The organism is Paenibacillus sp. PAMC21692, assembly GCF_014303795.1.
Lineage (GTDB): Bacteria > Bacillota > Bacilli > Paenibacillales > Paenibacillaceae > Pristimantibacillus > Pristimantibacillus agaridevorans.
This window is the reverse complement of the sequence record NZ_CP060293.1, coordinates 6,878,742-6,900,969: the sequence shown is the minus strand read 5'-3', so window position 1 is coordinate 6,900,969 and position 22,228 is coordinate 6,878,742. Positions and strand designations below refer to the sequence as shown.

The 22,228-nt window shown below is 53.7% G+C and carries 13 protein-coding genes; 11 read left to right on the top strand and 2 right to left on the bottom strand.

The window, feature by feature from the left end; all coding sequences use genetic code 11:
- Window positions 1-285 precede the first annotated feature (285 nt).
- The gene (locus tag H7F31_RS28030) at window positions 286-1,164 is read right to left on the bottom strand and encodes an AraC family transcriptional regulator (protein ID WP_187101479.1); all 879 of its coding nucleotides are present in this window, start codon (window positions 1,162-1,164) and stop codon (window positions 286-288) included.
- 226 nt (window positions 1,165-1,390) lie between these two features.
- Here H7F31_RS28030 and H7F31_RS28025 point away from each other — a divergent pair, with 226 nt between their 5' ends.
- The 3 genes from H7F31_RS28025 to H7F31_RS28015 are packed head-to-tail and all read left to right on the top strand — an operon-like array spanning window position 1,391 to window position 4,225.
- Window positions 1,391-2,449, top strand: a complete 1,059-nt coding sequence (locus H7F31_RS28025) for a Gfo/Idh/MocA family protein (RefSeq protein WP_187101478.1) — start codon at window positions 1,391-1,393, stop codon at window positions 2,447-2,449.
- Window positions 2,446-3,306: a sugar phosphate isomerase/epimerase family protein gene (locus H7F31_RS28020; protein WP_187101477.1), complete on the top strand. Its 861-nt coding sequence runs from the start codon at window positions 2,446-2,448 to the stop codon at window positions 3,304-3,306. The genes H7F31_RS28025 and H7F31_RS28020 overlap by 4 nt, the downstream gene beginning before the upstream one ends.
- Before the next feature lie 19 nt (window positions 3,307-3,325).
- Entirely contained in the window at window positions 3,326-4,225 is a 900-nt protein-coding gene (locus tag H7F31_RS28015) for a sugar phosphate isomerase/epimerase family protein (protein ID WP_187101476.1), read from the top strand.
- Window positions 4,226-4,878: 653 nt separating this feature from the next.
- On the opposite strand, the gene H7F31_RS28010 is transcribed toward H7F31_RS28015, so the two are convergent.
- Complete coding sequence (locus H7F31_RS28010) at window positions 4,879-7,611, bottom strand: alpha-L-rhamnosidase (protein ID WP_187101475.1); 2,733 nt, start codon at window positions 7,609-7,611, stop codon at window positions 4,879-4,881.
- A 137-nt stretch (window positions 7,612-7,748) separates the two neighbouring features.
- Between H7F31_RS28010 and H7F31_RS28005 the strand changes: the two genes are divergently transcribed.
- The 8 genes from H7F31_RS28005 (at window position 7,749) to H7F31_RS27970 (ending at window position 21,800) form a co-directional block, all read left to right on the top strand.
- The gene (locus H7F31_RS28005) at window positions 7,749-8,636 is read left to right on the top strand and encodes an AraC family transcriptional regulator (protein ID WP_187101474.1); all 888 of its coding nucleotides are present in this window, start codon (window positions 7,749-7,751) and stop codon (window positions 8,634-8,636) included.
- Between the two features lie 115 nt (window positions 8,637-8,751).
- On the top strand, window positions 8,752-10,497 hold the full coding sequence (locus H7F31_RS28000; protein WP_187101473.1) for a sensor histidine kinase: 1,746 nt from the start codon (window positions 8,752-8,754) through the stop codon (window positions 10,495-10,497).
- A complete protein-coding gene (locus H7F31_RS27995; protein ID WP_187101472.1) occupies window positions 10,494-11,723 on the top strand; it encodes a response regulator in 1,230 nt (409 codons plus the stop codon). The genes H7F31_RS28000 and H7F31_RS27995 overlap by 4 nt, the downstream gene beginning before the upstream one ends.
- Before the next feature lie 988 nt (window positions 11,724-12,711).
- Window positions 12,712-13,620 (top strand): ABC transporter permease, encoded by a 909-nt coding sequence (locus H7F31_RS27990; protein ID WP_258235106.1) that lies wholly within the window; start codon window positions 12,712-12,714, stop codon window positions 13,618-13,620.
- Complete coding sequence (locus H7F31_RS27985) at window positions 13,614-14,537, top strand: carbohydrate ABC transporter permease (protein WP_187101471.1); 924 nt, start codon at window positions 13,614-13,616, stop codon at window positions 14,535-14,537. Before H7F31_RS27990 ends, H7F31_RS27985 begins: the two co-directional genes overlap by 7 nt.
- Before the next feature lie 157 nt (window positions 14,538-14,694).
- Window positions 14,695-16,470, top strand: a complete 1,776-nt coding sequence (locus H7F31_RS27980; protein ID WP_187101470.1) for a type 2 periplasmic-binding domain-containing protein — start codon at window positions 14,695-14,697, stop codon at window positions 16,468-16,470.
- 25 nt (window positions 16,471-16,495) lie between these two features.
- Window positions 16,496-18,145, top strand: a complete 1,650-nt coding sequence (locus tag H7F31_RS27975) for a hypothetical protein (RefSeq protein ID WP_187101469.1) — start codon at window positions 16,496-16,498, stop codon at window positions 18,143-18,145.
- 232 nt (window positions 18,146-18,377) lie between these two features.
- Entirely contained in the window at window positions 18,378-21,800 is a 3,423-nt protein-coding gene (locus H7F31_RS27970) for an S-layer homology domain-containing protein (RefSeq protein WP_187101468.1), read from the top strand.
- Window positions 21,801-22,228: the final 428 nt, after the last annotated feature.

Below are 22,228 nucleotides of genomic sequence, written 5' to 3'. Positions count from 1 at the left end.
TGATACAGCCCCTTTTTTTTAGAATGTAAAAGTTTTCGGGATGGGGAGCTTACACAAACGGTACAATAATTGAGCGAAAATACACAATTAAGAGGAGGGAAGAGCTATTTATTCGTACATTTGTACATATATACACGAATATGGGTTCAAAGAGGTACCTATCGAAGATAGGAAGCGAGAATTTGTGTATTTTCGTACAATTTGCTGTGCAAGGGCTTCGTTTGTTTGAGAAATTGGGGAAAAATGCACAAATGTGCAGAGAGGCCGATTTCAGGCGCGATCCAATTAGAGGTCCCTGAGCCTCGACGGCGATTGTTTTTTATGTTTTTTAAACGTGCGGCTGAAGTAGAAGATATCGTTGAACCCCGTCGCGGCCGCAATTTCGGATACGGTCAGAGGCGAATGGCGAAGCATGTATTCCGCCTTGTCGAGGCGGGTTGCCGTTACGTATTCGGTGACGGTACGTCCCGTCAATTGCTTGAATACCCGGCTAAAGTGGAAGCGGCTTAGCCCGGCAATCTCGGAGAGCAGCTCGACGCCCAGCGGTTCATTGAAGTGGAGATCGATATAGTGCAGAACAGGCTCGAAGCGTTCGATGTTCTTCATCCGCTCCGCATATTCATCCTTGGTGAGAACGCTTGCGACATGCCCTCTCATCAGCAGCGTCAACAGGCGGTACAGCTCCGATTTGACCGCAAGCTCGAAGCCGAAGGAGCGGGTCTTAAGCTCATGCGCGATGGATAGGACACATGCGTTCAACTCCGCGTTGCCCCTGATATGGTTGCGGAACAGGATGCGGTTCTGAATAATAGGCGCGATGAACTTCGTATCGGCGGCGTCCTCGAACTGGCTGTGCAAGAGCGAAGTATCCACGATTAGGGCATAGTAGAACAAATCGGACGACCTGCTTACTCCATGATGCAGTTCGTTGCTGTTGACGACGATCAGATCGCCCGGCTGAACCTCATAGGCCGTCGTGCCGCACTCCATAACGGCTTCGCCGGCTTCGATGTAATGGAATTCCAGATGCGCGTGCCAGTGGTGCGCAAAGAGCGTCGTGTCCGCATGTTCGAAGTGGGTACGATGCACTTTGATCGGGAACCGGGGATCCGGCATGTTCATGGGTTCGCGCAAATTCTCGAAATTATCGAATGAATCGGTCATCCGCTCTCCTCCAGTTTGTTAAAGTACGTGTTCAAAAGGTTCGGTTAGTTCGAAATCGGAAGCAAACTTTTTGAACAACCTCTTAGAGCACAAATGTACAAATAATCCGCACGGCTTTGCATGGCTTACATGGCTGGTTCCATTATAATACGGAAGTGTATACATGCCAAAGGCTAACGGGAATTTACACCCCCCGTATTCTCGAAATGACAAGGAGAGATCGGAAATGTCAACTGTACAAATCGGAGTTATCGGAACCGGCTCAATCTCATCGTTGCATTTAAACGCTTATAAGAACAATCCCGACGCTACCATCTACGCGGTATGCGATCTGAACGAGGCGCGCGCCAAGGAAACAGCGGAGAAATACGGCGCGGTCAAAGTATATACGGATTACAACGATCTGCTCGCGGATCCCGGCGTGGAAGCCGTCAGCATTTGCACCTGGAACAATACGCACGCGGAGATCAGCATCGCTGCGGTTCGCGCAGGCAAGCACGTGCTGGTGGAGAAACCGCTTTGCCGCTCTGTTGAAGAAGCGCTTAACATTCAGAAGGCGGTCGAGGAGACGGGCAAAATTCTTCAAATCGGATATGTGCGCCGCTATGATCCTAACGGCCAGTTGCTTCGCTCGCTTGTCGAAGATGGGCGACTGGGTGAAATCTATTATGCGAAAGCGTCGATACTGCGCCGTCTCGGCAATCCCGGAGGCTGGTTCTCGGATATCGAACGTTCCGGCGGCGGCCCGTTGATCGACATCGGCGTCCACGCCATCGATATTTGCTGGTATATGATGGGGCGTCCGAAGGCAGTTTCCGTCAGCGCAAACACTTATCGCAAGCTGGGCAACCGCTCCAATGTCCAGGATCTTTCCTTCTATAAAGCAGCAGACTACGACGCAAGCAAAAATACCGTCGAAGATATGGCCAACGCGCTCATCCGTTTCGAAAACGGGGCTTCCCTGATGGTTGACGTCAGCTTTACGCTCCACGGAAAGCAGGACGAGACGGCGATTCGCTTGTATGGCGACAAAGGCGGCATGGAGATCGAGCCGGAGACAACGTTTGTGACGGAGATCAACAACCGTATCGTCAACGTGATCCCGCAGACGGATCACAAGGGCTTTGGATTCGAGGCGGCTTTCCAGAACGAGATCAACCACTTCGTCGACAATGTAAAGAACGGCACGCAGCCGATCAGTCCGGTCGAAGATGGCGTCGAAATGATGAAAATTTTGTGCGGCATCTACGAATCGGCGGAAAAAGGCGCTGAGGTGAGACTATGAAGCTGGGAGTAAGCACATACAGCCTGCACAGGGCATTCTCCTCGGGCGAGCTCTCGTTAACTGGCGTCATCGACTACATTGCCAGCATCGGAGCCGAGCATGTGGAGATCGTGCCGCTTGGCTTTAGCATGATCGAAGATCCGTCGCTGATCGAAACGATCCGTGACGCGGCTGCCGCAAACGGGCTGGAGCTGTCCAGTTACGCGATCGGCGCGAACTTTGCGGACAAGGGTGGCGCGGAATTCGAAGACGAGGTCGAGCGGGTCAAGCGGGAAGTCGACGTATGCGCGGCGCTTGGCATCAAGCGGATGCGCCATGACGTTGCTTCCTCCAAGGATCTGTCCATCGGCAATTTTCTGGCGCAGCTCCCGCAATTGACGCAAGCTTGTCAGACGATCGCGGATTACGCAGCCGGCTTCGGCATAACGACCAGCGTGGAGAACCATGGTTACTTCATCCAGCATAGCGACCGTGTACAAGCGCTTGTCCATTCGGTTGGAAGGGACAACTTCCGCACGACGCTCGATATAGGCAACTTTTTGTGCGCGGACGAGAATCCTTTGACGGCGGTTGCAAATAATATCGGCTTGGCTTCGATGGTTCACGTTAAGGACTTTTATATTCGTCCGGCAAATCGTAATCCCGGTGAAGGCTGGTTCAAGTCAACGGGAGGCCAATACCTGCGTGGCGCGATCGCAGGCCAAGGCGACATCGACATACCTGGCGTGTTAGGCATCGTAAAACGCAGCGGCTATGACGGCTTTATTTCCATCGAGTTCGAAGGCATGGAAGAATGCCGCAATGGGACGAAGATTGCGCTCGACAATGTCAGACGCATATGGAACGAAATTGTTTAATCGAGGAGAGTGAGCGACAATGGCACAACCAGTTATGACGAACAAAATCGGCGTTATCGTCGACAGCTTTAAGTTAGGCGTTCGCGATGGCTTAGTCAAGGCGAAGGAGGTCGGCGCCGACGGCGTGCAGATCTATGCCGTCAACGGCGAGATGGATCCCGCCAACCTGTCGGCATCTGCCCGTCGGGAGCTGAAGGATTATATCGCATCGCTAGGTCTTGAAATTTCCGCATTGGTAGGCGATCTCGGCGGCCATGGCTTCCAGGATGCGTCGGTCAACCGCGAAAAGATCGAGAAGTCGAAGCGGATTATGGAGCTTGGCCTGGACCTCGGCACCAATATTATAACGACGCATATCGGCATCGTGCCGGATGACCAGAGCAGCGCCGTCTACCGTTCCATGCATGAGGCTTGCGTGGAGTTGAGCAGCTACGCGGCTGGAATGGGCGCGTTCTTTGCAATCGAGACGGGACCGGAGAAGTCCGCGCATCTGAAGTCGTTCCTCGACACGCTGGGCTCAAGGGGCGTATCCGTCAACTTCGACCCGGCGAACATGGTCATGGTGACTGGCGACGATCCTGTTCAAGGCGTGTACACGCTGAAGGATTATATCGTTCATACGCATGCCAAGGACGGCGTTAAGCTGGTGGACAATATTGATCCGCGCGATGTATATGGCTTCTTTGGCTACGAGAAGGCGCAGGGTCTCGACCACGATGTCATCGCACAGCAGGCGGAGACCGGCGAGACGTTCCGCGAGGTGCCGCTCGGCGAGGGTAAAGTCGACTGGAACGGTTACCTCCAGGCTTTAAACGATATCGGCTATAAGGGTTATCTCACCATCGAACGCGAAGTAGGCACGAGCCCGGAGAAGGACATCGAGTTGGCCGTGCAATTCCTGAAACGTTACAGAGGGTAACATAATGCAGTAACGAGCCAACTCGTCTTTTGACGGGTTGGCTTTTTTGGATACACAATCGCTTATTCACGGCCGCCATCGCCCCAATGAACTCGCTTTTTCATACACAATCGCTCGTCCACGGCTGCCACCGCCCCAATGAACTCGCTTTTTCATACACAATCGCTCGTCCACGGCTGCCAAGGGCTCAATGAACTCGCTTTTTCATACACAATCGCTCGTCCACGGCTGCCATCGCCCCAATGAACTCGCTTTTTCATATACAATCGCTCATCTACGGCTGCCAAGGGCTCAATGAACTCGCTTTTTCATACACAATCGCTCATCTACGGCTGCCATCGCCTCAATGAACTCGCTTTTTCATACACAATCGCTCGTCCACGGCTGCCATCGCCCCAATGAACTCGCTTTTTCATACACAATCGCTCATCCACGGCTGCCAGCGCCCCAATGAACTCGCTTTTTCATACACAATCGCTCATCCACGGCTGCCAGCGCCCCAATAAACTCGCTTGTTGAAGTCGGTGCTGAATATGTAGCTTCATCAAGCCTATAATAAAGACAGCCAGCCCGGACGCCGGGCTGGCTGTTCTGCTGCAGCAATCATCCGGTCATTGGTTGACCGGATGACGCTGCGAGTATATGAATTTAAGTTATACGCCCTTCATAACGAAATCATAAGTTCCGGATTCGATTTGAACCTCCAGGCATCCGTTCACATATTCGATTCCACGGACGCCTGTCGTAAGTCCGCATGCTGTACCGTTGGCCCATAGTGTTTGCTCCGATTCCAGCAAGACGGCATTGGAGCTTCCATCTGGCTTGAACATTGGCAATACAAGCTTGGCCTTCATGGCTGTCGGCACATGAAGCGTCAGCCTATACTCATTAGGCGACTCTTGCGTTCCTCGCTCCCACCCGGCGGACAAGGCGCCCAACGGTGTGGAGATGGCAGCACTCGCGTGCGAGAGACCTTCCGGCATAAAAGGCGCGATCTCGGCTTCTGCGAAGCCAGGCGCCATCGAACGTATGCCCACCACGTATTCCTGGAGCATCCTGGCCGGATAACCGTTCCATGCGTGGCAATGCGATTCGATATCGTCCCAGCCTTCCCACATGGTAGGTGCCCCTTGACTGATCATATAACCCCAGCCGGGATAACTTTCTTTGCTTATCAGCCGATATGCGGCCTCGCCTTGTCCATTCTCAAAGAGTGCCCGCAGCAGCGGCAGCGACAATACCGTGCGGCTTTCCCACGGGGAGTTCGCGATATAATCGACGATATCGGCGGCGTCGCCGGCTGGCGCAAGTCCGAGATGCAAGGCAAGCGCGTTGATGCCTTGATGGATCTGGCCGGTACCGAGGCCGGAGCGGAACCGGCGGGCAGCCGAATCATACAAACTTTCGACTATCGCTTCCCGCAGCAGACGCGCCTCGGCATCGTAATGCGCGGCATCCCAGTCCCGGCCGATAAGGCCGGCCATCCGCGACAGGACGTCGACTCCCAGATGCAGCTTCATATTTTGCACCGCAAACGGTGCGGAGCTGTTCTCCTGCTCCAGCGAATTGGAGCCGTGATCGACGGACGGATACGGCCAATCGCTGATATGCCAGCCTTTGTCGAGCGGGACAAGGCCGGAATTTGTGTCGCGAATGCCGAGATAGTAGTCGACCATGCGTCTGGCTGTATCGTAATACCTTACGATCAGGCGATCGTCGCCGGTATGCATGTACAGTTTCCAGAGCAGGGAGCAGAAGTGCAGATCCCATTCGGGAATTTGCAGCTTGAAGTCCGGCTTATCGTAGTTCGTCGGATAGACAAACGGGAAGGTTCCGTCATCCAGCTGCCCTCCTGCGAAATCAGTAAGCACCTTTTCCAGTGCTGCCCTGGCATCGAAATTGTAGAGCAGCGTCTCCGCCTGAAGATCAGAATCGGCGAGATATTGCGCCTGCTCGCGATGCGGACAATCGACGATTTGGCCCAGCACATTGTTTTTCTGCGTGCGGATGCAGGCGGCGTACAACTTGTTCAGAAGCTCGTCGGACGAGTCGAACGAGCCGAGCTCGGCCATTCCCGTATAAGCGAGCACAAGCGACAACTGCTCTCCCGGCCGAATCGTTTCGGGATAACCTGTCACCTCGATATATCGAAACGCCTTGTAAGAGAAATCCGGCTGCCAGATTTCCAATTCATCGCCGCGCATCGTGTATTGATCGTAATAATGATGGGATGTTTCGTTGCTTACATGATGTTTGACAAAGCCATGCTCATCCAGGTCCTCCGAGTACCGCAGCCGAATTGTCGCTCCCGAGATGCCGGACAGCGTAATCCGCGGCCAGCCCGACAGGATTTGACCGGCGTCGAACACTTGCCGAAGCGTCTCCGGCGCTCCGTCATCCCCCGGCGTCAACGCTTGCTTGACGAGGGTAGGCACAATCAGCTCCGCTTCGGCGCCTTCCTGCAGGCGCTGCCGCTTCATCGGCCAGCGATGAGCCGGAATCCCCGACGGCACGGCCTGCTGGCATGCTTCTGCGGCAAAGTTCGTCCGGTTCCACGCCGGATCCAGCTTGCGGGCATCATAATCTTCGATGGCGGATACGCGCCTGTTTTGCTGGTAGGGGGTTCCGCAAGCATGCGGAATTTCCTGTACGATCTGCCAAGATTCGTCCGTACCGAATGTTTCGCTTGAGCCGTCTTCGTAGATCACTTCGAGCTGCAGGCGGAAGCCGGGCAAGCCGTCGACATAGTTTTGACCGCCGCCTCCCAAATAGTGGGCAATCGCAGCCAGACATACTTTGCCGGGACGAAGAGACGAGGTTACCTCATAGGCCGTATACAGCTTGCGCTGTTCCGGATTGGTCGGCGCGGGGGAGCCATAGCCGCCGATTCGGCTTCCGTCGATGAACAGGCGCATGGCATGATGAGCCGAAGCAAACAGCAGCGCCTGGCGGATTGGCCCTCGCAGCTCGATATCTTTGCGGAAATAGGCAAAATCGTTGATTTGCAATTCGCCCGGTTTCCAGATCCACTGAGCGCGCCAAGCTTCCGCATCGTTCAGACCAGTCAGGAAAGTGGCGGGTTCCGATGCGATGACATCCCCTTTCACGTCTCTGGCGAGTACCTTCCACCAATAACGGGTGCAGTCTTGCAGCTCTGGCCCGCCATATCGGCAATCTGTCAGCCGTCCGGTCATCATGCCGCTGTCCCAGATATCGGTTTGGCCGGGGGAAAGCAGATCTCGCCGCGTAGCTAAGAGGAGCTGGGCTGCAACAGGCTGCGCCTCCCCTCGCGCGTAATCCAGTTGCCAGGATATTTGAAGATCGGTCACGTCTATACCGGTTGGGGAATCTTGTCCGTCGACGTGCAGGTGATGTATGAGCGCCATGTCACTCTCTCCTTTGCGATTGCATCAAGTGTCGTTTCTGCTATCGTAGCCCAGAGAGTTGATCCGCGACAGGGGCTGTTATGCTATATTTATAGGTGGATTACATACTACAATACCTTCACTGGGGAGTGTTCAAAATGAAAGAGCCTCGATCTCACCCTGTCTTGCAGGGAAACATTTACTGGAATGAGGATCAGTTCCCGCTGCATGTCAATCGGGAGAAGGAGGCTTTTTCCTTGCCGCTCCATTGCCACGACTTTGTCGAGATCAATTTTGTTGCCGAAGGACGGGGCATGCACTATATTGCCGAAGATAGCCTGGAAGTGAAGCGGGGCGATCTGTTTATTATTCCGACGGGTACCGCCCATGTGTATCGCCCGCTCACCGAACGGAACGGCAACGAGCTTATCGTATACAATTGCCTGTTCGCGCCTGAATTGATCGAGCGCTTAGGAATTGCATTTCCTGCACAGGATGAAGTCTTCTCACAGACGACAAGGGGGGAGAGAGGTTATGCCTCGTTCTCCGATCGCAATGACGAATATCGCACACTAATGCAAAGCCTGTATCGAGAACATGTCTTGCGTCTTCCAGGAACGGAGGCGGCGCTGCTTAGTCTGCTGATGCAACTGCTGATCTCGATGCACCGTAACGATAAGGGCGGCGAGGAGTCTCTATCCTTGCGCCAGCTGTCGCCGGTATTCGAACATATCGCGGTACATTACCAAGAGCCGATCGCGCTGCGAACTCTCGCCGGCCTCGTATCGCTCAGCATTCCCTACTTGCAGCGTCTGTTTAAACGTGCCACGGGGCAAACGATCGTCGAATACATTCAGAATTTGCGCATCGAAAAGAGTTGCGAGCTGCTCCGGCATACGGAGTTCCAGGTGCAGGAAATCGCTTATTTATCCGGCTACAAAGATATGAAATTTTTCCACCGTTTGTTCAAAAAGAAAACGGGCACGTCGCCGCACCAGTACCGGCAATCCGTTTTGAATCAAACTCTTAATAACCTTTATCCGTAGCCGAGTTTAATGCGGTCCTGCGCGAAGCCCCGGCTCGCCGGATGTCTTGACGACGATTCTGCGAGCGTTTACAATGCGCTTAACCGATTGAAGGCAAGGGGTAGGGTGATCGTAGATGTGGTCTCAGATCAGATTGCTGCAAAAATTGATTATTGTATTAATCGTGTTTCTAATCGTTCCCGTGCTCGTGGCAGGCATTAGTTTGTTCTCCATTACGCTGCCGCTTGCGCAGCGCGAAACGAGGGACATGCTGGGTAAAGTAGTGGATCAATTGCACGAGAACGTACAATATCGGGTGACGGGTTATCAGAACATGCTGATGCAGATGGCTGTGGATCCAAGACTCTCGGCTTCCCTGACGCAGACGTATTCGGAGCTGCAGGACGAAGTGTTTGCCTTGCAGCAGATTAACGCTTCGATCAGCCGCGTCCGCTCCTATTTCCCCATCAAAACGATTCGTTTCTACAAAAGCAACCCGACGCTTCGCGAGGATGGCGGCGCTGTTTTTAACCTGGAGAGGGCCGATCGCCTTCCCTGGACTGCGGCAATGTCCGAATCCCGTCAGCCCTTCTACTGGTACTTTGATGCGGACAATCCCCAACCGGCCTTTCATATCGGCAAGTGGCTTGTCGATTACATGAGTAACGATGATTACGGCATTATCGATTATGAAGTGACAACACAGGCGCTGTTCGAAAATCTCGCCAATCCGCTGGAATTCGAAGATAGCTGGATCGTCATCGCGGATCAAAACGGCAAGGCGCTGATTGACTACAGAGGGCTCAAAACCGGGGATTCCATAGCCGATTTAACGTATTTAAACGATTCTTACAGCAGTAAATCCGGCTCCTATACCGAGCGCATTGACGGCAAAAACCATCTGATCGTCTATCAAACGACATCGCTTGGATGGAAAATCATAACGATTGTCAGCCAGGAGGCGTTATGGGAGAGACTGCAGCTCGTCAGGCAAGCCGCGATAGCCGCAAGCATCCTGTTCGTTGTGTTGACGCTTGTTGTTTTGATCAGCTTCGGAAAACGAATTACGAACCGACTTAATGTGCTGATTCGCAGCATGCGCAAAGTAAGGGAAGGAACGCTTGGCCTGACGGTCAGAATCAATGGCAAGGATGAATTGGGCGATGTCGAGGAGACGTTTAACCAGATGTCCCGGCAACTGGAAACGTCAATGCTGGAAAACGCTGCGGCCAGAAGCGCCGCCGAGACGGAGAAGTTGCGGCTTTTGCAAGCGCAGATCAATCCCCATTTCTTGTATAATACGTTAGCTCTGGTTAAAAGCATGGCCATGGATGTTGGATCGGCGGAGATCAGCGGAACGGTGGACGCGCTTGCCAAGTTTTTTCGACTGGCGCTTAATCAGGGACGCGATGTGCTCCTGCTTCGCGAGGAACTGGAGCATATTCAGGCTTACCTCGACATCCACGAGTGGCGTTATCCGGGCAAGGTGACGGTTCGTTACGATATTGACGAGGCGACGCTCCCTTGCGAGATCGTAAAAATTACATTGCAGCCCATCGTAGAAAATGCACTGATGCACGCCTTTACTCATCGTGGGGGCAGAGGGGAAATAACGATATCCGCAAAACTTGCGGAGCGCTTCCTGTTTATTCGCATCGAAGACGACGGCAAAGGGATGAATGAGGCTCAGCTCCAAGATTTGATGAACCCGCCGATGCAAGAGAGCGGAGGAGGATTCGGATTGTACAACGTCCGGGAGCGGCTCACTCGCTTCTACGGAGTCGGCTTCGAAATGACGGTCGCAAGCGAGCCTGAACAAGGAACGGTCGTAAGTTTGAGAATACCGCAGCCGAACATTCAACCAGAGGGGGCGACGACATGATCAAGGTGTTAGTTGTGGACGACGAGATTCGCCAACGGCAATCGATTATCAAACATGTGGGATGGCAGGAGCTGAGGATGAACGTCATTGGCGAAGCGGAGGACGCGGAACAGGCGCTGAAGCAATTCGAAACGCCGGATGTGCTCATCACCGATATTCGGCTGATGGGCAGCAGCGGTCTGGAGCTGGCGGCGGACATGAGGCATAGGAATCCGAAGCTGAAGGTAGTCATGGTGACCGGCTACGAACAGTTCGAATATGCGAAGACGGCGCTCGATATTGGTGTCGAGGCCTTCCTGGTCAAGCCGATCGATTTCGCGCGTCTGGAGCAGGTGCTGCTTCAAATTGCCGACGGGCTGGAACAGGAGCGGCAGTTGCAGGCGAAGCTGCAGGGGTACGCATACAAGGAGCGCGCAAGCTTCTTGGACGATTTGTTGCACGGCTTGCTGAACGAGGATGAGGACCACTCGCTGGAAACGCAAGCGGCGCAGCATGGTTTGTTTGCGGATGCAGCCCCCCGCGCGGTCATCGTTGCGGTTTGCTCCGAGGATGATGGGGAGTGGGCGAAGGTAATCGGCGATTGCGCGCAGATGGCGTTTGACGGACAGGTGGAAGCTCATGTGATGACTGCCCGGCAGCAAATGGCTTTTATCGTGCGCGCAGGGATGCGGGACGGATGGTTCGGGAACGCGTTGGAGCGGTTTGCGGAGTCGCTGAGGGAAGCCGGAGTGCCCGGCATTGCCATCGGCATCGGCGGGGACGCCGCTTCGCCGTCCGAACTGGCAAACAGCTACCGCCACGCAGTAAGTGCTGTCAATCAGCGAAAGCTCGGGGTGAAAGGACCGCTGTATAACTGGGATCAGCTGATCGGCGATCGCAAGCGCAGCCATGCTCAAAGCATTGTCCAGCGCGCGATCGACTACATGAACGACAACTACATGAACAACCTCAGTCTGCGGTCCGTGGCCGACGCCGTTTATTTGAGTCCCAACTATCTGGGCGCGCTGCTGCGTTCGGAGCTCGGCACCTCCTTTACCGATCAACTGGTCACAATAAGAGTTGCCCGCGCCAAGGAATTGCTGCTCGCTCCCGATTTAAAGCTGTACGAGGTGGCGGAGCGGGTCGGTTATCAAAATTTCGGCCATTTCTCCAATCTGTTCAAACGCATGACCGGCTTTACGCCCAAAGACTACCGGCAATTTCAAAGTATGCCGGACAACGAATAACGGCTCTCGCGCCATTGAATCGCCCTTCTTTCGCAAGGGGCATCTTAACCGCCAGCTTCTCATAAAGGGTATCTCAATCGCTGGAGCGTTTCTATCCAGCAATTGGATGTCGTAGAGGGGGGCGGCGGTTTTTTGTCGACTCAATGTACTCGGTTTTTCATACACATTTGCTCTCGTGCCCCCGCCAACGTCGCATTGTACTCGGTTTTTATACACAATTGCCCTCGTGTCCCGCCAACGTCGCATTGTGCTCGGTTTTTCATACACATATGCCCTCGTCCCTCCGCAAACGTGGCAATGTACTCGGTTTTTCATACACATATGCCCTTGTCCCCCCGCCAACGACGCATTGTACTCGGTTTTTCATACACATATGCCCTCGTACCCCCGCCAACGACGCATTGTACTCGTTTTTTCATACACATTTGCCCTCGCTCCCCCGCCAACTACGCATTGTACTCGTTTTTTCATACACAATTGCCCTCGTACCCCCGCCAACGACGCATTGTACTCGTTTTTTCATACACATTTGCCCTCGTGCCCCCGACAACGACGCATTGTACTCATTTTTTCATACACATTTGTTCCCGTTGCGGAGCTACTTTCGGAGTTGCAACCCGAAAAAATCGGGTTGCAGGGCGATGCGGAGCTGCTTTTGAAGCTGCAACCCGAATAGTTCGGATTGTAAGGCGGCGTTCTACAGCCAAAGTCGCATTTTACGCGGGTTTACCCGCTATATTTCCCGCTATACGAGTCCGTTCGTCCCCCCGCTCGGCAGGCTGGAGCTGCCATACTTTCTCTCTATTTCTCGCAATGAAACGCGCTGTGCCGCCGAAGGACGACGCAGCCGTTTCTACTTGATTTTAGAAAAGCAACTTCGTGCGAAAGCAGCACTTTTCATGCCAATCGATTATTGAGAGCGTTTACGTTTGTTGACTATACTTATTTCAGGTTCATGAATCAACTTTCGCATCAAGGAGGAAAACATGTGGTGAAATGGTCTTGGATAAGGTGGAAAGCGCTGCTGCCACTTTACTTCTTCCTTATTCCCGGAATCGTGCTGGTTATTTTGTTCAATTACATTCCGCTGCTGGGATTGCAGATCGCCTTCAAGGATTACGGCTTCAGAGAAGGCGTCTGGGGCAGTCCCTGGGTGGGGTTGCAGAACTTTAAGGAATTTGCGGCGAGCGCCGATTTCTGGCGGGCGACCGGCAATACGTTTCTGCTCACGGGGCTGAGATTGGCGCTGGTTTTTCCAACAACGATTCTTTTTGCGCTGCTTATTAACGAGATCCGGTCCTTTGCCTTCAAGCGGTTTGTCCAAACGATGAGCTATTTGCCGCATTTCATTTCCTGGATTGTCGTTATCGGGTTTTTGGATGCCTTTCTGTCGCTGGACAGCGGCGGGGCCAATTCGATGCTCAGAAGCATCGGCTTGCAGCCGGTTCCCTTTATGGGCTCCGAAGCATGGTTCAGGCCGATATTTCTGCTGAGCGGCATGTGGAAGGAGCTGGGCTGGGGCACGATCCTGTATCTGGCAGCGATTGCCGGCATCAATCCGGCATTGTACGAAGCCGCTTCGATGGATGGAGCAGGCCGTTGGCGCCAGATGTGGAGCATTACGCTCCCATGCATTTTGCCGATTATCTCCATCGTTTTTATTTTGCAGATCCCGAGTCTGCTCAGCGCAGGCATCGACCAGATTTATCCGATGATTAATCCGGCCAACATTGGAGTGGCCGAGGTAATCGATACGTATATATTGCGGCTGGGCATCGGCCAAGCTCAATATTCGATGACAACCGCAATCGGGCTCGTAACCAGCGTCATGGCTACCGCCTTGCTGCTGGGCAGCAACTATTTGTCAAAACGGGCGGGAGGAGAAGGCATATGGTAGAAGGACGCCGAGGACTCGGTCAGACGTTTGGCAATCGCACATTTACAGTCGTGAACACGTTTTGCATGCTGCTCTTTTCGTTCCTGTGCGCTTATCCCATGTGGTACATTCTGGTGCTGTCGTTCAACGAGGGGCAAGATGCCATGATGGGCGGGATTTATTGGTGGCCGCGCGAATTTACGTTGGGCAACTATATCGTGGTGCTGTCCAACAGCATTATCGCGGGCGCCTTCTGGATCAGCGTGCTGCGGACGGTCATCGGCACGGTAGGTTCTTTGCTGGTCACCTCCATGGTCGCTTATGCGTTGTCGCGCTCGGAGCTGCCGGGCCGCAGGCCGATTACGCTTTTTTTTCTGCTCATCATGCTGTTTAGCGGGGGACTTATCCCTTTCTATATCCAATTGATTGATTTAAATCTAATTAACTCGTTTTGGGTTTACATTTTTCCGAGCTTGTTTAGCGTATGGAACATGCTTGTCATGCGCACGTCATTCCGAAGCAACATCCCGGAAACGGTCGTGGAATCGATGAAAATTGACGGCGCAGGCTATGTGCGGATTTATTTTACGCTAATATTGCCGTTTTCGATGCCGCTGCTGGCCGCCCTGGGATTGTTTACGGCAGTTGGCCACTGGAATGACTGGTTTACCGGCACGTTCTACGTCCAAGACATCAACTTGCAGCCGCTGCCTACCTATTTGCAGCGCGTGATGAGCTCGGTGGAGGCGTCCAATATGATCAGCGCCAGCCAGATAAATGCAGCTCGCGAGGCAAGCATGTACAATCCGGCTGCCGTAACGACCAAGTCGGTCCGCATGGCGACGATTATGCTGACAACGCTGCCCATCTTGCTCGTGTACCCGTTTTTGCAGCGTTATTTTGTCAAAGGTGTATTGATCGGTTCTGTGAAAGAGTAAGGGTAACAAGTGCTGCATGCAAGACAATCGCCAATGGTATAGCCGGATAGCCGGGGAGCCACTATGATAATGATGCAGGGCCCGCAGCATTGTCGCGCTAGGTTTGCTCCGGATGATGCCGATTATATAAAGAAGATTACGTAAAGGGGACGCAGACATGAGAAAACGCGCACAACAATATTTGCTTAAAAGCATTGTGTTTGGACTTGTCATCTCGCTTATGGCCGCATGTACTTCCAACAATAGCCCTGCGACGGGCAATGCCACCGCCGAGCCCAAGGAACAGGAAAGCAGCGCGCCGGCCGTCAAAGAAAAGTATACGCTTTATCATCCGCATCAAACGACGCCGATTGACCTTAACGGCCCCGTTACTAAAGAAGTATTGGCAAAGATGGGCATCGAATTTGAAAAAATCGAGATTGGCAACGGCAGCGATATTGCCCAGCAGGTCAACTTGAAGCTGGTCGGCGGAAATTTCCCGAATGCAATTATCTTGAGTCCAGAGAGCCCGATCTGGTCCAGACTGATTGACGAAGACCGATTGCTGCCGCTCGACGATTATTTTAATCAGCCTGACGAATATCCGAATCTGGCGAAAATCGACAAGCGCATCATCGACAACTGGCGCGCGACCGATGGCCATATTTATTTTGTACCGATGGGCTACGAGCCGAAGCCGGAGGAGCCTTCGGCATGGCAGGGCAACGCGCAGGGATTGTGGATTCAGAGCGGTCTTGCGGAGAAGGCGGGTCTTAACGTGGACAGCCTTGGCACAATAGAAGGTTTTGAGGCTTACCTGACGGCCGTTAAGCAATTAAAGGATTCGCAAGGCCGCGATCTTATTCCGTTGTCGCTCGGCGGAGAAAACTTTGCCGGCCTGGAATATGTCATGTCGATGTTCGGCGTGGCGGCTTGGAACGAGGGCGGTGACGGCACGCAAGTACCCGACTATCGGACCGAAGGTTTCAAACGCGGCTTTCAATGGCTGAACAAGATGCATCTGCAAGGATTGCTAGATCCGGAAACGGCTTTCCACAAACGCGATCTGTTCCTGGAAAAAACGAATTCCTTGCGTTTTAGCGCCATGATCTCCAACGGCTGGGATAGCCCGAACGCAACGATTTTGGCTAACAATAATTTGCCATCTTCCATTACCTATAGCGAGCTGGAGAAGCAAGGTTTCCCGGAAGGCTGGTTCGTGCCGGTCAAGCTGCCGACCGTCGACAATATCAAGCCCGCCCAATACGCAAACTTTAACCCATTCGGAGGCTTGGGAACCGGTGTCGGCAAAGACACCAAAAATCCGGACGCTCTGATGAAGGGGCTGGATTGGCTGCAAACGCCGGAGGCATTTATTCTGATGGAATACGGCCAGGAATCGATGGGCGCTTACAAGATGGAGGACGGCGTAGTTGTCGTTAATCAGGATGTGTTCCAGGGACCGGAATTCTGGGGCGGCGAAGGCATGACCAATGTGACGGAAAAAGGTTTTTTCTGGTGGAAGCAACTGGGCAGTACGCTTAGCACGCATATTCCGACTCTCGAAGCTCCATGGATTGCTACCAACGCCATGTTGTACAAGGCGGAGCAAATCAATCAGGAGCAAGGGACATTCGGCTTGCTGCCGGCGACTTTCCGTACAAAAGCGCTTGTCGGCGGGATGGTTGAGAAGTATACCCCGGTTCAAACCGACATTCGCCTGCAATATTATGCCAAGCTGCTGCTGGCCAAGTCGGAGGCGGAATTCGAGCAAGTATACAATCAATTCCTGAACGAGATGAAGGTGCGCGGCCACGACGAAGAAACAATCGCCGAGTTTAACGAGCAATATGCGGCTTACATGGCGACGCCTGCCGGCCAGGTGAAAATTGAGGTAACGCGATCGATGCCGCGCAACGTATTTAGCGACAAAGCGGAGGCAGTGGGCCGCTAATTCAACATTATTAGGAGCGAAAACGATGAACAACGCCAACAATCGCGTCAATATTATTAACTTTGTCCGGGGCGTCGAGCCCCGGCTGCCAATCGATCTGCTTGATACGCTGAAACGGGAAATTGCGCTGGTCAATCAATACGAACTGCCGGCAACCTGGCTTATTCAATATGATGCTTTGATCGATCCGCAGTTTACGGACGTATTGAAGGAGTTGGACGACCGGCATGAAATCGGCATCTGGTTTGAAGTCGTGCAGCCGCTGACCGATCGGGCCGGCCTGGCCTGGCATGGCCGCTATCCGTGGGATTGGCATGCGAATGTCGGGTTTTCGATCGGCTATACGCCGGATGAGCGCGTATTGTTGGCGGACTTGTTCATGGAGGAATTCCACCGGCAATTCGGCTATTACCCGCGGTCAGCGGGCTCCTGGTTTATGGACGCGCATCTGCTTGGCCATTTGTCCGATCGATATGGCATCGTCGCCTCCTGTAACTGCAAGGATCAATGGGGCACCGATGGTTACACGCTCTGGGGCGGTTACTACAACCAGGCGTATTATCCAAGCCGCCTAAACGGATTTATGCCAGCCCAGACTGCAAAGGGGCAAATTCCCGTGCCCGTGTTCCGAATGCTCGGCAGCGATCCTATCTACCAATATGACGCTGCCGATTACGGTTATGGTCAATCCGTCATTACGCTTGAGCCCGTCTATACGGGAGCAGAGGGAGGAGGAGGCAATCCGGAGTGGGTGCGTTGGTTTTTCGACACCAGCTTTGGCGTGCCGCAGCTTTCCTTCGGCTACACGCAGATCGGTCAGGAGAATTCATTCGGTTGGGAGCGTATATCGGCCGGCTTGATCGATCAGATTGCTTTGCTAGCAGACTGGCAGCGAGAGGAACGGGTACGGGTAGAAACGTTGGCGGAGTCGGGGGCGTGGTTCAAGGAAACGTATCCGGTTACGCCGGCTTCGTCGATTATCGCGCTCAAGGACTGGCGAAATTCTGGCAAGCAGTCGCTCTGGTATTGCAGCCGGTTCTACCGGGTCAATCTTCTAAAGGATGGGTCAAAATTTTGTTTGCGCGACGTCCATCTGTTCGACGAAAACTACGAGGAGCGTTATCTGCGGGATGTGTGCGAGACCGAGGAATGTTGGTACGATACGTTGCCGGTCATGGACGCCGGCAGATGGACGGACGGGCAAGTCCGGCCCGGCATTGTGCCGGTCGTACGAAACGGGAACGGCGAGTTTTCGCCTGCGGAAGTGGATAGACTCGAACGAGTCGAAGCCGACTGCGACCGATTGGCGCTGGCGCTGATCCTCGCGGACGGAACGGAGATGGCGATTGCCATGGAGGAACGGTCGATTACGATTCGGTCGGACTTCCCGGACTGGGGCTTGCAGCTGGTTTGGGGCAACGCCACGGCCGAGATCCATTACTCGGCTGATCGGATCAAGTATATGTACGAAGGCATGTCCTACGGCGTGGACGTAAATGGGGCTATGTTGATCGACGATCCATTGGAGACGAAGGACTGCAAGTTAGCATCAGCTGAGGACGACCTAATGAAGACGCAGGATAGCGCGGTCGCAATAGCTGCAGACGATGTCCATGCGACTTCCGGTTCCATGTTTATCCTCGCGCAAGGCAATAAAGTTTCGTTGTGCTTCTAGGCGATAGATCGTTGACTTCAGTTTAATGACCCGGCCGCGGGAATTCTAACGGCCACGAGCGCCTTAGATATTTTTTTTCCGTCATCACGATTCTAACGGTCAAATCAGAGCATTAGCGCGTCAAAAGTGGCGGAATACCGTCCACTTGGCGCTGTAAGCGTCTCTCGTGACCGTTAGAAATCCGAGGATAAAGTTTTTTTCAACAACCACTTGAAAGGGAGTTGTTACATTTATGATCCGTTATTCCAAGCTGCGCAAGCTTGTTGCCGCAACCGCGGCATCGGCCATGTTTGTTTCGATGATGCCCTACGGCTTTGCCGAGGGACAGACATCCCAAGATTCAGGCGGCACGAACCCGCCGACCCATCCTTTTCATATCGGAATATTTAATCCTCCGGCTCCCATCCATACGAATCAGGCGACATACGAGGATATTGCCGGCATGAACGTCAACTTTATCGTAGGCGGCAACAGCAATCATTATTACGATGTAAATCACAACGCGCTGGATTTGGCGGAGGCGAACGGACTGCAGATTTTGGTATCCGATGCGCGCTTTGCCTGGGACGAACCAACCGTCGAACAGAACGAGGGAGAAGGAAGCGTTGCGGTCAGCCAGTCGCAATCGTGGGGCCAAACTTTCTATGCTCCGAATCGGGGCACGGATTGGGGACTCAATTATGCTACGCTCGATATCGACCAGTCGACGTGGCCGGCCAATACGAACTTGACGTTGACCTTGTACGACGGCCCGGCCAAAGGAACGACGATTGCATCGGCCTCGCTTGTTACGCCGGCTTCTCCCGCCGCCGAACCTACGGTATTTTGGCTGCTGACGCGCGTGCAGATGGGGACGCAATATTATATGGAGCTAACGAGCGACAATCCGGTAAGCGCTTCACTTCGGCTTAGCGACTTGAATCCGTATGCGGATGGCGACGCCTACAGCAACGGTGTACTGGAGACGGGCAGCGATCTGGCATTTAAGGTGCTGTTTTCCGAATCCGCTTTCAAAAACGGAGGCCAGCCGTCGCTCGAAACCCTGCAGCAGATCGTGGACGATTATGGCGATCATCCCGCTCTGATGGGCTACAACCTTTATGACGAGCCGAACTCCACTTTGATGCCGCAGCTCGGCAACATGGTTAGGACGCTGCGCGGACTGGACACCGACGCCATGTCCCTGGTCAACCTGTGGCCCAGCGACGCGGACGTCAGCTTGACCGGCATGGAGTTGAATCGCGACGGTTCGGTTCTTAGCACCTCCACTCCGGTAGGACAGACCTTTACAACCAAAGCATACGAAGATGAAATTAGAACCGTGCAATGGGCGATTCCTTACGATCAATGGGGACCGGGGGAAGCTGTCACTTTGACGTTGTACGATTCTGTGAGCAAAGGCCAGCAGTTGGCGCAGGCTACGCTTGGCGCGCCTACGTCGCAATCGCTGCATCAGACCTTTGAGCTTAACGCGGAGGTTCAACCTAACGCTTCCTATTATATGGAGCTGACGCACAACGGCGGTCATGACAATTTTTTTGGCGTATGGCGATCCGCACCGGGCGTGGAATGGTATGCCGGCGGTCAAGCCTATTCTGGCGGCAATGCCTTGACATCCGATTTCTGGCATGCCTTTAATCTGGACGTCGAACCTTTTTCCTATGAGGATTACGTCTACCGCTGGGTTAGAGCCGATCCCGATGTCATGCTGCACGATTATTATCCGTATTATTCCGACGGCACCGTATCGGATGAGTATTATAACAATTTGGAAATTGTACGGCGACAATCCTTGGCCGGCGAAATTGATTTTTGGACGTTTGTGCAGTCCGTCGGCATTGGCAATTGGCTGAGATCGCCAAGCAAAGACGATCTTCGCCACAACATCTATACCAATCTGGCTTACGGCTCAAAAGGCTTGATTTATTTTACGTATTGGCATCCGGTTTATGACGGCTTTAACGGCTCCATTATCGATCCCAACGGCAATCGGAATCCATCCTACTATTGGGCGCAGGAGCTAAATGCGGAAGTGCTTGGGCTGGGGGATACGTTGAACAGGCTGCAGTCGCTGGCGGTGTATCATACGGGCGCAGCTCCGGCGAAGACGAATGCGTTGCCGGGAGAGTTTTTCTGGCAGCCTGCGGATGCGCAGCAGCCATGGATTATTTCCTACTTTCGGGACGAGAACGATCGCAAGTATGTAATGGTCGTCAACCGCAACGAAGAAGGAGGCCAATCCGGCACCTTTACATTGTCGACCGCCCCTGGGAAGGTGACGGAGGTATCAAAGGCCAGCGGAGTGGATGTTGGAGCGGACTATAACTACTTAACCGGCGTACTGCGCGCAGGCGACTTCCTGCCAGGCGAGGGCAAATTGTTCGCCATCGACCAAGAGCCCGACGATTACGCTCCCGCAGCGCTTAATCAAACAATGAACGTGCTGCAAAACCATGCTGCCGTCGGCATGTTGCAAGCGACAGATCATGAAAATGGTTCGCTTACGTATTCCATCGTTTCTAATGGACAGAAAGGAACCGTTACGATCGTCGACGCGGCTACCGGCGCGTTTACCTACACGCCAGACACGGCGGCAACGGGTTCGGATACGTTTACATTCCGGGCGAACGACGGCAATCTGGATTCCAACATTGCAACAGTAACGATTCTCTTGACGCCGGAACTGGCTGTAACGGTTGCTCCGGGTACGGCGACGGGCACCACCCGGATATCGGCACTAATAGCGAACGGGAACACTCTTGCCGTATCGCTAGAAGACGAAGCCGTTCCTGTACCGTCCGTCGGAGGGAATGTAGAGCATGCAACGGAGGCTCCCGCTGCCTCCCCGGCTGGAATCGAAATCGGCGCGGCGGCTTCCGGCAAACATATCGCGGCCTATGAGCTGGATCCCCTTGGACGAGTGGTGAAGTTCGCTACTTTCGAGCTGTCGGCCAGCCATATCAAGCAAGACGGCGGAAGCGAATACGTATATATTCCTGTTAGCGGCGGTTCGGGACAAAACGATCCGAAGGAAACAGACCCTTCCGAGGAGACAGACCCGTCGGAGGAACCGGGTAATAAGGATTCGGAGCAGTCGAATCCCTCCACGAGCGGTCAGCGCGACTTCCTTGACGTCGGCCAGCACTGGGCTTATCAAGCTATTGTTTCGGCGCGGGAGAAAGGAATTATCGATGGTTACGCGGACGGGTCCTTTAGACCGGATCGGCAAGTGACCCGGGCGGAATTTGTTGTCATGCTGCAGCGGACGATCAAGAGCAAAGGAAAAGAAGCGAGCGGAACCTTTGCCGATCTGGATAAGGCTGGCGAGTGGGCTCGTTCCGCATTGCTGCGGGCGGTAGAGGCCGGCTGGATTACCGGTTATTCGGACGGTACCTTGCGTCCCAATGATCCTGTCAGTCGCGCGGAGGTTGCGGTCATTGTTGCGCGTGCTCTGGCTCTGAAGCTTGAGCCGACCGAGCGGACGGACTTTGCCGACGACGGACTTATTCCGGCCTGGAGTAAAGGGGCCGTCGAAGCGGCAAGGGAGCGCGGTTTGCTGCTAGGGCAAACGAACAACGCATTTCATCCGCTTTCCCCGCTGTCCCGCGCAGAGGCGGTAACGCTGCTGGTTCGTTTGATGGAAAGCACGCCATAACCGGAAACGGAATGACAAAACACAGAAACAGAATGACAAACATTCATTCTTCAGGTGCTGTAACCCGAAAAAATTGGGTTACAGAGCTCGTCGGAGCAACTTCGATTGCTGTAACCCGAAAAAATCGGGTTACAGAGCCCGCCGGAGTATCGTAAACGTCAAACAGCCTCCATCCTACATGGTGGGGGACTATTTGACGTTTTTCCCCGCCTGTGTAGCTTCACTGGTCGGCGTGATGATTTTGTTTGCATTATATCCCAAGGTAGCCGTTAGTACTATCCGTTACAGAGCTTCATATGGAACAACTGATCAGGCCCCTATTACTGTACAACGCGTTCCGAGCGGATAAGCGACTGCATAGCATCGCCAATAGATAGCGAAAAGCGTTCCATTCTGCAAGTTTCAGTAGCGCAACCCGGATCGAATCC

Coding starts and splice junctions, on each gene's coding strand:
- H7F31_RS28030 (WP_187101479.1), bottom strand. CDS start 1,164: ATGACCGATTCATTCGATAATTTCGAGAATTTGCGCGAACCCATGAAC.
- H7F31_RS27970 (WP_187101468.1), top strand. CDS start 18,378: ATGATCCGTTATTCCAAGCTGCGCAAGCTTGTTGCCGCAACCGCGGCA.
- H7F31_RS27995 (WP_187101472.1), top strand. CDS start 10,494: ATGATCAAGGTGTTAGTTGTGGACGACGAGATTCGCCAACGGCAATCG.
- H7F31_RS28000 (WP_187101473.1), top strand. CDS start 8,752: ATGTGGTCTCAGATCAGATTGCTGCAAAAATTGATTATTGTATTAATC.
- H7F31_RS28010 (WP_187101475.1), bottom strand. CDS start 7,611: ATGGCGCTCATACATCACCTGCACGTCGACGGACAAGATTCCCCAACC.
- H7F31_RS27985 (WP_187101471.1), top strand. CDS start 13,614: ATGGTAGAAGGACGCCGAGGACTCGGTCAGACGTTTGGCAATCGCACA.
- H7F31_RS27975 (WP_187101469.1), top strand. CDS start 16,496: ATGAACAACGCCAACAATCGCGTCAATATTATTAACTTTGTCCGGGGC.
- H7F31_RS27980 (WP_187101470.1), top strand. CDS start 14,695: ATGAGAAAACGCGCACAACAATATTTGCTTAAAAGCATTGTGTTTGGA.
- H7F31_RS28020 (WP_187101477.1), top strand. CDS start 2,446: ATGAAGCTGGGAGTAAGCACATACAGCCTGCACAGGGCATTCTCCTCG.
- H7F31_RS28005 (WP_187101474.1), top strand. CDS start 7,749: ATGAAAGAGCCTCGATCTCACCCTGTCTTGCAGGGAAACATTTACTGG.
- H7F31_RS28025 (WP_187101478.1), top strand. CDS start 1,391: ATGTCAACTGTACAAATCGGAGTTATCGGAACCGGCTCAATCTCATCG.
- H7F31_RS28015 (WP_187101476.1), top strand. CDS start 3,326: ATGGCACAACCAGTTATGACGAACAAAATCGGCGTTATCGTCGACAGC.